The organism is Hyphomonas sp. UBA3601, from assembly GCF_002375605.1.
Lineage (GTDB): Bacteria > Pseudomonadota > Alphaproteobacteria > Caulobacterales > Hyphomonadaceae > Hyphomonas.
The window spans coordinates 9,295-24,691 of record NZ_DFME01000017.1 but is presented as its reverse complement, the minus strand read 5'-3'; the positions used below and the strand labels follow the sequence as shown (position 1 = coordinate 24,691).

At 59.0% G+C, this 15,397-nt stretch carries 13 protein-coding genes and 1 pseudogene; 8 read left to right on the top strand and 6 right to left on the bottom strand.

Features of this window, described 5'->3' with window-relative positions:
• Nucleotides 1-13 precede the first annotated feature (13 nt).
• From B4F73_RS01180 to B4F73_RS01165, 4 genes are all read left to right on the top strand, one after another.
• The gene (locus tag B4F73_RS01180; protein ID WP_290479748.1) at nucleotides 14-364 is read left to right on the top strand and encodes a DUF1491 family protein; all 351 of its coding nucleotides are present in this window, start codon (nucleotides 14-16) and stop codon (nucleotides 362-364) included.
• Between the two features lie 107 nt (nucleotides 365-471).
• Complete coding sequence (locus tag B4F73_RS01175; protein WP_034811071.1) at nucleotides 472-846, top strand: hypothetical protein; 375 nt, start codon at nucleotides 472-474, stop codon at nucleotides 844-846.
• 68 nt (nucleotides 847-914) lie between these two features.
• Nucleotides 915-2,513 (top strand): peptide chain release factor 3, encoded by a 1,599-nt coding sequence (locus B4F73_RS01170; protein WP_206991074.1) that lies wholly within the window; start codon nucleotides 915-917, stop codon nucleotides 2,511-2,513.
• 103 nt (nucleotides 2,514-2,616) lie between these two features.
• Nucleotides 2,617-3,447: an alpha/beta fold hydrolase gene (locus B4F73_RS01165; RefSeq protein ID WP_290482324.1), complete on the top strand. Its 831-nt coding sequence runs from the start codon at nucleotides 2,617-2,619 to the stop codon at nucleotides 3,445-3,447.
• Nucleotides 3,448-3,462: 15 nt separating this feature from the next.
• On the opposite strand, the gene B4F73_RS01160 is transcribed toward B4F73_RS01165, so the two are convergent.
• Together B4F73_RS01160 and B4F73_RS01155 are read right to left on the bottom strand one after the other, a co-directional pair.
• Nucleotides 3,463-3,903: a PAN domain-containing protein gene (locus tag B4F73_RS01160; RefSeq protein ID WP_290482323.1), complete on the bottom strand. Its 441-nt coding sequence runs from the start codon at nucleotides 3,901-3,903 to the stop codon at nucleotides 3,463-3,465.
• Between the two features lie 60 nt (nucleotides 3,904-3,963).
• On the bottom strand, nucleotides 3,964-5,790 hold the full coding sequence (locus tag B4F73_RS01155) for an ABC-F family ATP-binding cassette domain-containing protein (protein ID WP_349677861.1): 1,827 nt from the start codon (nucleotides 5,788-5,790) through the stop codon (nucleotides 3,964-3,966).
• Nucleotides 5,791-6,195: 405 nt separating this feature from the next.
• Here B4F73_RS01155 and B4F73_RS01150 point away from each other — a divergent pair, with 405 nt between their 5' ends.
• Nucleotides 6,196-7,158 (top strand): peptidoglycan-binding domain-containing protein, encoded by a 963-nt coding sequence (locus tag B4F73_RS01150; protein ID WP_206991070.1) that lies wholly within the window; start codon nucleotides 6,196-6,198, stop codon nucleotides 7,156-7,158.
• A gap of 51 nt (nucleotides 7,159-7,209) precedes the next feature.
• Here the strand turns inward: B4F73_RS01150 and B4F73_RS01145 are convergent, their stop codons facing one another.
• The 3 genes from B4F73_RS01145 to B4F73_RS01135 are packed head-to-tail and all read right to left on the bottom strand — an operon-like array spanning nucleotide 7,210 to nucleotide 11,005.
• Nucleotides 7,210-7,884 (bottom strand): pseudouridine synthase, encoded by a 675-nt coding sequence (locus tag B4F73_RS01145; RefSeq protein ID WP_290479745.1) that lies wholly within the window; start codon nucleotides 7,882-7,884, stop codon nucleotides 7,210-7,212.
• Nucleotides 7,881-8,921: a class I SAM-dependent methyltransferase gene (locus B4F73_RS01140; RefSeq protein WP_290482322.1), complete on the bottom strand. Its 1,041-nt coding sequence runs from the start codon at nucleotides 8,919-8,921 to the stop codon at nucleotides 7,881-7,883. Before B4F73_RS01140 ends, B4F73_RS01145 begins: the two co-directional genes overlap by 4 nt.
• A 56-nt stretch (nucleotides 8,922-8,977) precedes the next feature.
• Complete coding sequence (locus tag B4F73_RS01135; protein ID WP_290481206.1) at nucleotides 8,978-11,005, bottom strand: transglycosylase domain-containing protein; 2,028 nt, start codon at nucleotides 11,003-11,005, stop codon at nucleotides 8,978-8,980.
• 209 nt (nucleotides 11,006-11,214) lie between these two features.
• On the opposite strand from B4F73_RS01135, the gene B4F73_RS01130 reads away from it, so the two are divergent.
• Nucleotides 11,215-12,741 (top strand): flavin-containing monooxygenase, encoded by a 1,527-nt coding sequence (locus B4F73_RS01130; protein ID WP_290482321.1) that lies wholly within the window; start codon nucleotides 11,215-11,217, stop codon nucleotides 12,739-12,741.
• A gap of 66 nt (nucleotides 12,742-12,807) precedes the next feature.
• Nucleotides 12,808-13,290: a GlcG/HbpS family heme-binding protein gene (locus tag B4F73_RS01125; protein ID WP_206991065.1), complete on the top strand. Its 483-nt coding sequence runs from the start codon at nucleotides 12,808-12,810 to the stop codon at nucleotides 13,288-13,290.
• Here the strand turns inward: B4F73_RS01125 and B4F73_RS01120 are convergent.
• The gene (locus tag B4F73_RS01120) at nucleotides 13,287-14,501 is read right to left on the bottom strand and encodes an acyl-CoA dehydrogenase family protein (protein WP_290482320.1); all 1,215 of its coding nucleotides are present in this window, start codon (nucleotides 14,499-14,501) and stop codon (nucleotides 13,287-13,289) included. The genes B4F73_RS01125 and B4F73_RS01120 overlap by 4 nt on opposite strands.
• 60 nt (nucleotides 14,502-14,561) lie before the next feature.
• On the opposite strand from B4F73_RS01120, the pseudogene B4F73_RS01115 reads away from it, so the two are divergent.
• Nucleotides 14,562-15,397: pseudogene (locus B4F73_RS01115) on the top strand (amidohydrolase); the annotation flags it as partial.

Sequence of the window (15,397 nt, the reverse complement as noted above, 5' to 3'; positions counted from 1 at the left end):
AGGATTTCGGACCATGATGATGGAAAGATTGCCCACGAAGCTCTGGGTCGAAGCACTGGTCCGGCGGGCGCAGGTTGCGGGGGCAGCAGCATTTGTACTGCAAAAGGGCGACGCCGAACGTGGTGATGTTCTGATCAAGGTCGCGCGTCTGGATGGCACTGCGGCTGTCTATGTGCCCAGCATGAATATGGAGGGCGAACGCATCTTTATTGACCTGCGTGTGCAGGGGATCGGGCCTGAGGAAGCGACTGTGGACGCCCATGTGCGCAAGGCGCGGGATCGCGACCCCGATCTTTGGGCTATCGAGATCGAGGACCGGGACGGCAGGCACTTCCTGACCGAGCATGTGGACAGTCCCGAATAGGCGCCAACCAAGGCCGCAGATTCACAGAACTCTTTAACCGGCAGTAGGTCTTTATTAACCGTGAGAGGGCAGCTTCGGCCTGAATTCTAGTTGGGGCGCGCCAAGTCATGCTGTTTCTGATAAATGATCAGATCACCGAGATCGAAATACCCGAAATGCACCTTGCCAAACGGTGGCAGTCGCTTGGCTGCGGAGACCCTTACGGCATGCGGGCACGCGAAGCGCTGAATTTCGCCAGCCGGGTCGTTGGCGAGCATCTGAAAGAGCACATTCCCTTGGAAGACTCCCTCCTGCAGGATCTTGGGTCCCTGATCATCGCCAAGACCGGCGCCAATGCTGTGCTTTTCCCGATTTTCGGGGACGTTGTCGGCGAACCTCGCCTGACCATTTTGCCAGAAACCATCCTGGAATCCCTGCGGGACCGGCACCATCGCGAGGGAAAAGCCCCGGATGTGCGAGAGATCTGGCCGAACGCAGCCTGATACTGGTGCTTCATTCGGCGGTTCAAATGGGCTAGGGCCTCTGCCCAGCACGAAAGAGCCCAGATCACATGTCCCATGAACAGGAAGCCGCCCGCCGGCGCACCTTTGCCATCATCTCCCACCCGGACGCCGGTAAGACGACGCTGACGGAGAATCTGCTGCTTGCTGGCGGTGCCATCCGCGCAGCCGGTGAAGTTGCTGCGCGTGGGCAGGCTCGCCGCACGACGTCGGACTGGATGAAGATCGAGCGGGATCGCGGCATCTCGGTCTCTGCCTCGGTCATGACGTTCGAGTTCGACGGTCTGGTATTCAATCTGCTCGATACGCCAGGCCACGAAGACTTCTCCGAAGATACTTACCGCACGCTCACCGCGGCTGACTGTGCCGTGATGGTGCTGGATGCCGCAAAGGGCATCGAGCCACAGACGCTGAAACTGTTCGAAGTGTGCCGCCTGCGCGACATTCCCATCGTGACCTTCATCAACAAGATGGACCGCGAAGCACAGGATCCGATCGCTTTGCTGGACGAAATCCAGGACAAGCTGCAGCTGGATACCGCACCCCTCTATTGGCCCGCGGCCAGTGGCCAGCGTTTCTCAGGCATGATGGACCTCCAGAAGCAGGAATTCTGCGTCTTTGAACGCAAGCCCGGAGAAGCACCCCGCATTGGCGCAGCCGAGCGCATCCAGGGCGACGACGCCACCCTCAAAGGCGCGCTGGATGAAAGCGTTTTTGACGAGCTTAGCGAAGGCGCGGAAATGGCGACGACCCTGTTGCCGGAATTCGACATTGAAGCCTTTCTCGGCGGACATATGACGCCGGTCGTGTTCGGTTCGGCGCTGCGCCATTTTGGCGTTCTGGAATTGCTGCGTACACTGCATTCCTATGCGCCCGCGCCGCGCGATCAGAAGGCCGAGAAAAAAGGTGAGCCCGTGATGATCCATGCGGGCGACAAGCCAGTCTCCGGCTTCGTCTTCAAGATCCAGGCAAACATGGATCCGAACCATCGTGACCGGGTGGCTTTCTTGCGGCTGTGCTCCGGCGAGTTCAAGCGCGGCATGCGCTTGAAGACGACAGCCGGCAAACAGCTGAACATCCACAATCCAATGATGTTCCTGGCCCAAGACCGCGAGATTGCGGAGACGGCTTATGCGGGCGATGTCATTGGCGTGCCGAACCATGGCCAGTTGCGTGTTGGTGATAGCCTCTCTGAGAGCGGAGATATCCAGTTTGGAGGCATTCCGAACTTTGCCCCCGAACTGCTGCGCCGCGCCCGGGTGAAAGATCCGATGAAAGCCAAGCATTTGCGCAAGGCACTCGAAAGCCTTGCCGAAGAAGGGGTAACCCAACTCTTCAAGCCGGCGATCGGCTCCGACATGATTGTCGGCGCGGTTGGTCAGCTTCAGTTTGAAGTGATGACGGAGCGGGTAGCCGCGGAATACAATCTTGAAGTCGTCTTCGAGCCTGCACCCTACAATGTCGCGCGCTGGATGAGTTCAGATGACGACAAGAAGCTGGAAGACTTCCTGGACAGGAACAAGTCCGCCAGCGGAACAGATTTGGATGGCGCCCCGGTCTATCTGGCGAAGAATGCCTGGGATGTGGGCTATGCTCAGGAAAAGAACCCGGACATTCGCTTCACGGCTACCAAGGAACGTCTAGTCTAGTTCTGCTGGCGCACGCCGAAAGATATTCTGAAATCTCGTTTCGGTGGCGTATCAAATGTCACGATTCTGGTGTATCTTTCCGTCATTACGGAAGGAGATCAGCATGCCGTATATCATGACGCGAGATGAGACTGAGATCTTCTACAGGGATTGGGGCCCGGTCGAGGCGCCACCCATCATGTTCCATCATGGCTGGCCTTTGACGGCTGACGACTGGGACAATCAGATGCTGTTCTTTCTCTCCGAGGGATATCGGGTGATCGCAGCCGACCGCCGCGGTCATGGTCGGTCGCAGGAAACCTGGACTGGCAACGACATGGATACCTATGCCGCGGACACGGACGACCTCGTTACAGCGCTAAACCTGACAAATGTGGTTCATGTCGGACATTCGACAGGCGGCGGGGTGGTGGCGCGTTATGTGTCCCAACATGGCGGGGACCGGGCTGCCAAAGCCGTGCTGATTGGCGCGGTCCCACCCTTGATGCTGAAAACGGCGGACAATCCGGATGGCATACCCATGGACGTCTTCGATGATTTCCGGAGGCAATTGTCAGACAATCGCGCCAGCTTTTTTCTCGATGTCCCAAGCGGTCCGTTTTTCGGATTCAACCGGGATCATGTCGAGACGGTGGAGGCAATGGTCCACAATTGGTGGCGTCAGGGCATGATGGGTAGCGCAAAGGCGCACTATGACTGTATCGCCGCCTTCTCCGAGACGGACTTCACTGAAGACCTGAAGGCTCTCAAAGTGCCCACACTGATCATGCATGGGGACGATGACCAGATTGTTCCGCTCGACCTTACCGCCCGCAAGGCCGCAGACCTTGTCGAGGGTTCGGTGCTGAAGATCTATGAGGGCTTGCCGCACGGAATGTGCACAACGCATTCTGAGCTCATCAATCCAGACCTGCTAGATTTCATTCGCGCCTAGAGGAGAGCCACACGTTCAGGATGGGTCTGGTGCCGTCAGCGGCTCCGGCTTGTCGCTTGGCGGGGAGGCGAAGTCCGATCCACCCTGTAATTCTTCCTGAACTTCAAGCACAGGCTGATGGCGATCTTCGTGCCGGGAAGACAGACCGGAGGTCGCGAGCGGATTGCGCTCGACCTTACCTGCGCCGCGTTTAAGCTCACAGCGCGAAGCGCCTTCATCGAGTGCAGCTATGTAGCTCCAGGCTAGACAGGCAGACCGCGTATTGCAGAGCTGTTGGCAGTCATCGACATTTGCGGTGTTTGTAAATTCATAGGTCGCGCCAAAGCGGTAGATGCCAGGCTGCTGGCCCGGAGTGGCTTGTATCGCTTCAGCCGATGCCGGCTCAGCCTCCAGGCTGTCGGCCATGACAGGCAGGCTGAAGCAGGCGGCGAGCAAAAGGGCTGGAAAAAGGCGCATTTCGAAAGACTCCCTCAATCGTCGGCGAATCCTAGGCAGCCTGTCTTAAGGAAAGGTTGTTCAGGCGCCGGACAGGCTTTCGCGCTTTTCCTCGATTTCCAGCCATTCCATTTCGATCATGTCGAGTTCATCCCGCGCAGCGCCTATCCGGGCCGATGCCTTCGCAAACGCATCCGGGTCGCGCGTATACAGCTCCGGGTCGCCCATCTTGGCTTCGAGGGTCTTGATCTCCGCCTGCAGTTTCGGGATCAGCGCGTTGATCTCTTTCTGGCGATGCTCGTCCTTGTAGGAGAGCTTCTTCTGCGGCTTCGGACGCGCGGTTTCAGTTTTGGCCTTCTCGGATTTCTGGGTGGTCTCGTCCTGCTGGCGGAAATGCTTCAGCTGATCCTGCGCATCGGTCCAACCGCCTGCGGTGACCACCCATTTACCGTCGCCTACGGGGCAGAGGCAACTCGTCACCGTGGCATCCAGAAAGGCCCTGTCGTGGCTGACCAGGATCAGCGTGCCGTCATAGGAGAGCAGCATGTCCTCCAGCAATTCCAGCGTTTGCATGTCGAGATCATTGGTCGGTTCATCCATCACCATCAAGTTGGATGATTTGGCGAGGCCAATGGCGAGCGCGAGCCGATTGCGCTCACCGCCAGAGAGAGCGCCGACGGGCTGACGCAACTGTTCCGGTTTGAACAGGAAGTCCTTGGCATAGGCGGCGACATGGCGCTGGTTGCCCTGCACCATGATGGAGTCACCGCCCGCCGGTGCGAGCGCTTCCCAGACAGTGTCTTTCGGGTTCAGCGTGTCGCGCGTCTGGTCCTGATAGGTAACTTCCAGCGTCTTGGACTGGCGTACACTGCCCGCATCCGGTTCGATTTCACCCAACAGCAGGCGTACCAGTGTTGTCTTGCCTGCGCCGTTCGGGCCGATGATGCCGATCCGGTCGCCCCGCAGGATGCGCAGGGAAAGGTCTTCGGCAATCATGAGCGGGCCGTTTGGCGTGTCAAAGGTCTTCGACAGACCCTTGGCCTCGATCACCTTCTTGCTCATTGAATCACCGCTGGAGACTGACAGGTCGGCCGTATTCTTGCGGTCCTGTAGCGCGCCACGCATTTCGGCATGCTGTACGCGCATCTGTTTCAGCCGGGCTAGGCGGCCCTGGTTGCGCTTGCGGCGTCCGGTCACGCCGCGCGCCAGCCAATGATGCTCATCTTTCAGCTGTGTCGTCATGCGGCGAAGCTGGCGTTCCTCTTCCTGCTCGACCTGTTCGGCCCATTCATCGAACTTGGAATAGCCTTCCGGGCTTTTCAGTACCTTGCCCTGACGCAGCCAGAGTGTGTTGGTCGAGACATTCTCCAGGAAGCGTCGGTCGTGGCTGACCAACAAGACGACGCCATTGAAACCTTTGAGGCGACGCTCCAGTGTTTCGATCATGGGCACATCGAGATGGTTGGTCGGTTCGTCCAGCAACAGGACATCAGGCTCGCGCGCGAATGCTTTGGCAAGGGCCGCGCGGCGCTGTTGTCCTCCCGACAGGGTGGTTGGGTCTGCCGCGCCATCGACGCCGAATTCCATCAGCTCCGCTTCGGCCATGTAGCTGGCCTCTAGGCCTTCCGATACATAGTCCAGAACCGTCTCGTATCCGGCCAGACTCGGTTCCTGGGAAACGATGGCATAGGTGATGCCAGGCTGACGCCAGACGTCTCCGCTGTCGGATTCGACACTTTCGGAGATGATTTTCATCAAAGTCGACTTGCCGGCACCATTTCGCCCGACCAACGCGACTCGTTCGCCCTTGGATAGGGAAAAGCTAACCCCCGTAAACAAGGGCTTGCCGCCAAAGGTGAGGCGAAGGTCGTTCAGGGTGATCAATGGGGGCTGTGCCATAGGCGCGATGTAGCGTGTGCTACAGGTTCGCGCTAGGGGGCGCATGCGGTGTCTGGGTGCACGGGCCCGCAGGATTTTGGACCAGAACCGACGCCCGAAAACTTCACTGGTGAAGTTTGACCAAAGGCCCCGTTCATTCCGGAATGCGCGTTCTGCGCATGCAAAATTCTACCTTCCGTATGCGATGCGGGACGAGAAATGCAGTCGATTGCAGTAAATCCGGCCGGCGTTCAGGTAGCGTTCATTGCGAAACTTTCATCTGTGTCCGCGTTGCCTCAGCACCGGCGTCTTAATCGCCAGGCTGACGGGTGACAAAGTGTTGGGGGGACACATGACAAAACAATCGTTCCCCCGGCTTTATCTTGGTGCGCGTTAATTCGAGAACGAATTATGCGTGTGAATAGGGGACAAATCATGTCAAAGAAAACTCTCATCGCCTCCGTTGCTGTTGCCACGCTTGTGGGCGCCGCATCTGCGGCTGAATCCAGCGATTATCCGCCGGCATCCGATCCGGGTACATGCTATGCGCGGGTTTTGATTCCTGAGCAGATCAATGTTCAGACGGAACAAGTTGTTGACCGCCCGGAAAGCACCGAAATCAAGCTGGTTCCTGCAACTTATGAGACCGTGACCGAGCAGGTTCTGGTCAAGGAAGAAACAAAGAACATCCGCGTTATCCCGGCGACATACGAGACTGTCACCGAGCAGGTGCTCGTGGCACCTGAGCGCATCGAAACCACCGTCGTTCCGGCAGAATATGAGACCTATACAGAGCAGGTTCTCATCCGCGAAGCCTACACGACCTGGAAGCCTGGCAATGGCTTGTACGGTCGCGCGACGGACGCATCGGCGTCATCCAATGGGGTTTCCACGGGCGAATTGCTGTGCCGTGTCGAAGTGCCAGCCGAGTACGAAACCGTGACGCGCACACGTCTCCTTTCGCCAGAGCGCACGGAAACCCGCACCATTCCGGCCACCTACGAAACCGTGACCAAGGAAGTCGTGGTTGAAGAAGCACAAGTGGTCGAAGAGATCGTGCCGGCTGTCTACAATACTGTGACTGTCGAGAAACTGGTCACGCCAGCCAGCGAGGAAACCCTCGTTGTTCCAGCCACATACAAGACGATCGACAAGCGCGTCGTCAGCGGCGGTGGCGCTCTGGAGTGGCGTGAAGTCCTCTGTGATACCAACGCGACCTCGTCCAAGATCCGCAGCGTTCAGCAGGCGCTCTCCGATGCGGGCTATTCGAACCCGGTCGATGGTGAATTCGGCCCGGCCACGCTTACCGCAATGGAATCCTACCAGCGGTCCAACAATTTGCCGGTTGGCTACCTGACCATCTCTACGGTCGAGTCGCTGGGTCTGACCAAGAACTAGGCCCCTGACCCTGGCGACTTGCCCCGCGCGTCTTCGGACGTGCGGGGTTTTTCATGCACCAAGCCGTGCAAGGCCGTCTTCATCCAGCACGCGCCACTCGCCTTCCGGAAGACCGCCAAGCTCCAGCGCGCCAAAGCTGGCGCGGTGTAGGGCCTCTACGTGATTGCCTGCGGCAGCAAACATGCGGCGGACCTGATGGTATCGGCCTTCCGTAATGGTCAGGCGCGCCGAGCGCTCGCCGGTGACTTCGAGACGCGCTGGCAATAGAGGTTTCTCTTCACCTCGCAACATTAGCGTGCCGCTGGCAAACAGCTCTGCCTCATGACCCTCCAGCGGGCGCGCCAGAGATGCCTCATAGGTTTTCTCGGTTGCTGATTTTGGTGAGATCAGTTTGTGAAGCAGTTTACCATCATCCGTGAACAGCAAAAGTCCTGTCGTGTCTGCATCCAGTCGCCCGATCGTTGAGAGGGGCGGGCTGCGTTGGAGGAAGCGTGATGGAAGCAATTCATAGACCAGTCGGCCCTGGTCGGCCCGCGAGCAGGTAAAGCCCGCTGGCTTGTTCATGATCAACACCATGCCGGGCGCCGGGTCGAGCGGTTCGTCGTCGAAGCGAAGATCATCGCCTGCGCCGGTTAGGCGGCCTGCGCGGATCGCGGCCTCCATTTCCTTGCGGCTGCCATAGCCCAGGCTCGCCAAATACTTTGCAAGCTGACGATCAGGCTTCATCGCTTCCGCTTTGGTTTTTCCGCACGAAGAATCTTGTAGCCGCCTGAGTCTTCCAGCATTTCGAACGTCTTGAAACATTCGCCAAGAACTTCTTCATAGGGCAGGTGACGATTGGCAACCAGCCAGAGTTGCCCGCTGCCACGGAGCGCCTTTGCGGCAGAACGTATGAAATCCTGACCCAGCGATGCGGCATCGGCGCGACCAACATGGAAAGGTGGGTTCATTACGATGAAATCGTACAGTGTGCTGCCACCTTCTTTTGTCGCATCTGCCCATTTCATGTCCCAGTTTTCAAAGCCGGATAGAGTTTGCGCAATACAGGGCAGGGCGCGATGTTCAGCTTCCAGCAGGGTCATGTGCTCGACATGTCGGCAATGCTGGAGGATCTCGCGGGACAGGAATCCCTGGCCTGCGCCAAAATCTGCGCCGCGCCCGCGAATGTTTTCCGGTACGCTGTCTGCAAGCAGTTCAGACCCTGCATCGATCCGGTTCCAGGAGAACAGGCCAGGGCGGCTCCACACACCGGCTTCCATTTCCTGTGGTGCATCGCGCGCGATCCACTCTTCCATCAGGTCGGTATTTATCTGTGAGCTGTTCTTGACGGTCCAGAAGGCGCGGCACTTGTTCTTTGAATGCGCCTCTGTCTCGCCGGCGATCTCGCGCAGCAGTTTCTCGATCGTCTTGGAGCCGAGCGTGTTGGGCAGGCAGGCGAGGATCACGCCGCCCTCCGGCGCATCGCGCAGGGCGCGGGCGAATAGGGCGCGTGTCTCATCCTTCTGGCGAGGTGGCAGGAGCAGGGTCAGCTGTGTGGCCGGGAAGGTCTCGGTCTCGGGCGGCAGGACATCAAACCCGGCAGCCTCCAGTGCCTCATGATCCGGCTTGAAACTGTTCTGGCAGACAAGGCGCTCTTTCGGGAGGCGTGCAAGATGCGGCGACAGCTCTGCGCGCAGGAACAGGATCGGCCCCTCATCGGGCAAGGTTACGGCCCCGTCATCAAGGGCCAGCATCAGGGTTTCATAGACAGCAGTATCAAACATGCGCGGTCTTTAATGGGTTTGTCCGGCGCGGGAAAGTCCCGGCCATCATACCGCATCTATTGGCGGATGATCCGCACGCCGTTGCTGGTTCCGCTGCGCGAGCTTGACGCTGTACCAAACGCCTGCGCCATCCCGCGATAGAAGGTCACGCGTTCTTCGGCGGCTTCGCTCATTTCAATGCCCGCTTCTGCGCCAAGCAGGGGCTCTGGCGGCATACCCGCATGGGCGATTTCCATGATGTCCGACCAGAGATCGGCTGGCAGACCGCCCCCGGAAACCTTTGCCATGGGACTGTCATCATCATTGCCGACCCAAACGCCCCCGACATATGCGTTGGTGAATCCGATGAACCAGGCATCGCGCCAGTCCTGGCTGGTGCCGGTCTTGCCGGCGACCATCCAGTTGCCAAACCGCGCACGGCGGCCGGTTCCGAACCTGGCATTGACGACGCGGGCGAGCATGCCGTTCATTTCCTTGGCAAGCTCATGATCATAGACCCGGTCCCGATTATAATCGGGACGCGTGTAGAGCACATCGCCGCGCGAATTTTCGATCTTCTCGATCAGCCACGGATCCATGCGCAGCCCGCCCGACTGGAACGTGCCAAATGCGCGGGTGATTTCCCACAATGAAACTTCCTGGCTGCCCAGCGCAATGGAGGGGAACGGCTGCAGCGGCGTCGTGATGCCAAAGCGACGTGCAATATTGATGACGCTTTCTTCGCTGGCTTCCTGCGTCAGTTCAGCGGCAATCGTATTGGTTGAGCGCGCCATGGCCTCGCTCAATGTCATGGGCCCCAGGAAGCCGCCGCCATAGTTTTCGGGTTGCCATTTGCCAATGGCGAGCGGGGCATCCTCGAATACGTCATAGGGTGAATAACCATTCTCCAGCGCCGCGGCATAGACAAAGGGCTTGAAACTGGAGCCCGGCTGACGCTTGGCTTGCGTCACACGGTTGAATTCTGACTCGGTGAAATCGCGCCCGCCGACCAGCGCCACAACGCGACCATCGCGGTCGATAACGAGGGCAGAGGCCTGGCTCGCTTTTGCGTCCTTGCCATCTTTCTCCATGCGCGCGTCCAGCTTTGCGCGTATCTTGTCCTGCATCTCGATATCGAGCGACAGGGTCACCACCATATCACCCGGCGGCCGCGGCAGCATAAGCTTCACCCGGTCGGCAACCGTGTCCATCACATAGCCAAGTTGGGGATCATAGGCGGGCGCGTCGATGATGGTGATGTCGGTCTCAATGGCGTCGGTCACTTCATCGGCCGTGATGAAGCCAAGATCGGCCATTTGTTCCAGAACATAGAGCTGGCGTGACTTGGCGCCTTCCAGGTTCTCCCGCAAATTCAGTTTTGACGGCGCCTTGGGCAGCGCAGCCAGAATGGCAGCTTCCGGTATGGACAAGTCTTCCGGCGGCTTGCCGAAATAATAGCGTGAGGCCGCGTCGATCCCATAAAGGCCGGCGCCGAAATAGACCCGGTTCAGATAGAGCGTGAGAATTTCGTCCTTGCCGAGCTTCTTTTCGAGTTCGCGCGCCAGTTTCATTTCCTGCGCCTTGCGGGACATGGTCTGACGGCTGTCCAGAACAAGGTTCTTGATGAGCTGTTGGGTGATCGTGGACGCACCGGACACGGTCTCCCCGGCGCGCATGTTCGACCAGGCTGCACGTGCGATGGCGGCGTCGTCTGCCCCATCATGCTCGTAGAAGCGCTTGTCTTCGGCGGCGATGAAGGCTTGCGGCACGTGCGGGGGCAGGCGGTTAATATCAGTCGCGCGGCCATAGCGCGGCCCACGCACGTCCAGTGTGTTGCCATCGCGGTCAACGAATTCGATCGCGGCTTCACGCTTGGCGTCCCACAGCTCAGCGACCGGCGGCAGGCTCGGCATGCCAAAATAAAGCGAACGCCATTTCCAGAAGGCCCACCCAGCGCCAATCAGCATCACGACAAGGATGAACAGCATCAGGTAACGGCCAGCACGTGTGCCGAGAAAGCCAAAGCGTGACCGCGGCACCTTAATCGCCTGCGATCCGCCCGTCTTGGCCGCCTTTTTGGGCGTTTTGCGTGGTGTCTTCGCCATGTTTTCCAGATACCTGAATTCGGGTTTCCAGCAAGCTAAATGCCGAAGGAATTGGGCGAGGTGAAGGCACCGCCTGCAGCACGCGCCCTGCCGCGAGGTCACGCCTTACAATAGGGGCTATTCCTGAGTGATATGAGATCAACAAGCTGGTTCAATGAAGTCAGCAAGATCAGGGCTAGACAAAAAGGCCCGGCACTCCGGAGGAAATCATGCCCACATTGCCCGCCACGCCCGCAGAACATTTTGACGTGCTGATCATTGGCGCAGGGATTTCGGGCGTCGGCGCAGCATGGCACATGCAACACCAGAGCCCGGACAAGAGTTTCTGCGTGCTTGAAGCCCAGGGCGGCTTCGGTGGTACATGGCGCACGCATACCTATCCCGGTATCCGCTCAGACAGTGACCTCTATACCTTCGGCTACCGTTTCAAGCCGTGGACCGGTGCGCCCATCGCGGCGGCGCAAGAGATCATGACGTATATGGGCGAAGTGATCGAGGAGAACGGTCTGGATCGCCACATCCGGTATAATCACCGGATCATCGGTGCCGACTGGTCATCCCGTGACAAGCTCTGGACGGTAACCGCCAAGCGCGAAGATACGGGCGACACGCAGACTTTCACCGCAAACTTTCTCTGGATGTGCCAAGGCTACTACAATCATCAGAAGGGCTACACGCCCGAATGGGACGGCATGGAGGACTTCCGGGGGCAGATCATCCACCCCCAGACCTGGCCAGAAGATGTCGATCTCAAAGGCAAGAAAGTTATCTGCATCGGTTCCGGCGCCACGGCAGCGACAATCGTGCCTGCCATCGCCGAGGATTGCGAACATGTCACGCTATTGCAGCGCTCGCCGACCTATTTCACGCCCGGCCGCAATGTGAATGAGCTGGCGGATGCCCTGCGCGAGCAAAATGTTGATCCGGCATGGATCCACCAGATCATCCGCCGCCGGGTCCTGTTTGATCAGACGAAGTTCATGAACCTGGCAGAGGAACAGCCGGATCTTGTGCGAGCCGAGTTGCTCAAGGGTGTGCGCGAATTCCTTGGGCCTCACTACCCGATCGATCCGCACTTCACGCCACACTATCGCCCGTGGCAACAGCGCATCGCCTTTGTGCCCGATGGGGACCTGTTCCAGGGCATCGCAAGTGGCAAGGCCAGCGTCGTCACCGATCATATCGATCACTTCACTGAAAAGGGCATCCTGCTGAAATCGGGCGAAGAGCTTGAGGCTGACATCATCATCACGGCGACGGGCTTCAACCTGTCGGTCTTGGGAGACATCCCGTTTTCCAAAGATGGAGCGCCCATCGACTTCAGCCAGACGGTTACCTATCGCGGAATGATGTTCACCGGCGTGCCCAACATGGCATGGGTGTTTGGCTATTTCCGCGCCAGCTGGACGTTGCGTGTAGATATTATGGGGGATTTTATCAGCCGCATGCTGAAGCATATGGATGATATCGGTGCAAAGGAAGTGCGTGTCGAATTGCGCGAGGAAGACAAGAGGATGGATATCCTGCCCTGGATGGATACGGACAATTTCAATCCTGGCTACATGATGCGATCACTTCACTTGATGCCCAAACGTGGCGCGCATGACATCTGGCAACACTCGCAGGATTACTGGCGCGAGAAAGACGAGATGCCGCTCATAGATCTGGACGGCGAGGAGTTTGTCTATGATGGGATTGCGGCGCGCGCCAAATCGAAAGATAATGCGCTCGTTTGAATTCCATCTGGCCAAGCCGGTCGTCCCCGTCTAGCGTTGCCTTCCACACAAAGGGAGGGACGCATCATGCGCCGAACACTGATTACGGCCACACTGTTTGCCGCCGCCGGACTGGTCGCGCAGGCTCAGGACGCCAAGCCCACAATGGGGCTCGAAACCGCTGGCACGATTGTTACGGCGTGTATCGATCATGCCGAAGCCAATGCGCAGGCGGTGGCGATCGCGGTCTATGACCAACACGGCAATTTGCGGGCCTTTGCGCGCATGGATGATGCATCCGCAGGCGTGTCCGACATTGCCATGTGGAAAGGTAAGTCAGCTGGCAAATACGGCTATGCCACGGCCATGACCGCAGAGTGGGGCATTGGCCCGGGAGACGTGGCCAATTGGCGTGGCGGACTGCCGATCCACCTGGAAGGCGGCGAGTTGATCGGTGGCGTCGGCGTTTCCGGTGCGCCGTCCGTGTTCGATGAAGAATGTGGCAATGTCGGCATAGCTGCGGCCGGCCTCCCAATGGCAGACATCATGGAAGTGGACGCCGAGGACTAGGGACAGCCAATGGCATGGGCCAGAATGTTTCGGTGCACTTCGCTCGTGCCGGAATAGATCGTCGCGGCGCGCGTGGAGAGATATTTTGCCTGCGCGAACTGGCTGTTCGGTGACAGGTCGAGCCCGACTTTGGTGATGGCCTGATGCAATTCCGTCGCGAGCAGTTTCAGGATCGACGATGTCGCCGCGGCGCTGATGGGTATCTCGCCGTCGGCGGCGCGCGCCTCAAGGGCTTCGAAGGCATCAACTCTCATGGCCAGTTCCAGCAACTGCTGTGATGACGCGTTTCCAGCCACCCCGCGCGCTGCTGCTCGCAATGCCCGTCTCAGCAGGCCGGTCGTTGTGTTGTTGGAGCGGGCAATCGCCATCAAGGCTTTTGCTGCCGGCCAGCCCTCATCGATCTCGCCCACCCGATCAGCGACTGGAGTGCGGACATCGTCGAAGAAAACTTCATTTGTCTCTTGTTCGCCGCTAATGAACTCGATCGGACGTATACGGATTCCGGGTCGATTCATTTCCACCAGCAGGAAGACAAGTCCGCCACGACCCGTGCTGCCCGGCCTGGATCGTGCCAGCAGGAACATGTGGGTGGCGTATTGGGCAAAGCTCGTCCAGACCTTGGTGCCGTTCAACACAAATTCGTCACCGTCACGGGTCGCACGCAGGGCAAGCGCGCTCAAGTCTGACCCGGCCTGGGGCTCAGAAAAGCCTTGGCACCATTCGTGCTCGCCATTCAGGATGGCGGGCAGGTAGTGCGCTTTCTGTTCGTCTGAGCCTTCGGCAATGATCAGCGGACCAATCGTGCGTACACCGGAATTCATAACAATGGGCGCATCGCGGGCCGCTGAGGCATTTTCGAAATAGAGCCGTTGTTCGGCGCTCCAGCCTGCGCCGCCATATTCAACAGGCCATGAGGGAGCAAACCAGTCCCGCGCGTTTAGCCGCTTGCGCCAAGCCTCGCAGGCCCAGCGCGGCGATTTCAGCCCGGTGGTTTCCCGACCGGCTGCGCGCAGTTCCTCGGTCAGTTCAGCGTCGAGAAATGCATCCACCTCGGCGCGGAAGGCGGCGTCGGCTTGACCTTCCACAAGGTCGGGAGCTGGAAAATTTCCGTCCATGTCGCTCTCCTGTGTTTCGAGCGGATGGCCAGTGTCTGGGGCAGCGGCGCAGGCCGCAATCAGGGGAAATACGGGGTGCGGCACGTGCGCCGCCATTGAATGAACCTTGTAGGGCCCGGTGTTCCCCGGCTAGGACTGGACAAAAGGGAGCGCGACATGGGTATCAGGACAACACTATTGGCATCATCAATTCTCGGCCTGCTGGCGGTCGGCTGTGCGAAGCCGGTGGCTGAGACGGCGCCCGTCGTCGCGGCCACGCCAGAAGTTGTGTCCACCGCCGCGCCGTTACCAGCCTTGACCGGGACAGAAGCGTTCAAAGTGTTCGTTTCGGGAACCGAGATCGGCCACCTGAATGTCGACCATTCCGGCGGTGTGACCAAGGTGGACTTTGAGTACCGCAACAATGGTCGCGGCCCGACCCTTCTCGAGACGGTAACGCTGGACTCGTCCGGACTGCCGGTGGACTGGGATATCACCGGCGCGACGACGTTTGGGAACAAGGTAGAGGAGTCCTTCTCACAGGATGGCCTTCAGGCGAGGTGGACAGATGCGACCGGCAGCGATTCCCGCACGCTTGATTCGGCGACGCTCTACGTGGCCCAGAATGCCAGCCCTTACGCCCTGTGGCTTTATGCCCGGATACTGATGGCAGATGCCGATCAATCCGTTGGTGTTTTGCCTGGCGGTACACTTCAGCTTGAAAAGATGGAGGACCTGACCGTCGCCGGGCCGGAAGGAGATGTGGCGATCAGCGCTTACGCACTGTCCGGGATCGAGTTGAACCCGACTTACATTCTGATGGATTCGAGTGATGCGTTTGTGGGCGTTATTTCGCCGCGCTTTGCCATCTTGCGGGACGGTCTGGAAACGCATGATGAAATGCTGCGCGCCCGGTCGGTCGAGTATTCCGCCAAGCGGTTTGAGAATATCCAGGCTGAAACGGCGCACAATTACGACGCGCCCGTCCGCATTGCGGATGTCCGCGTGTTCGA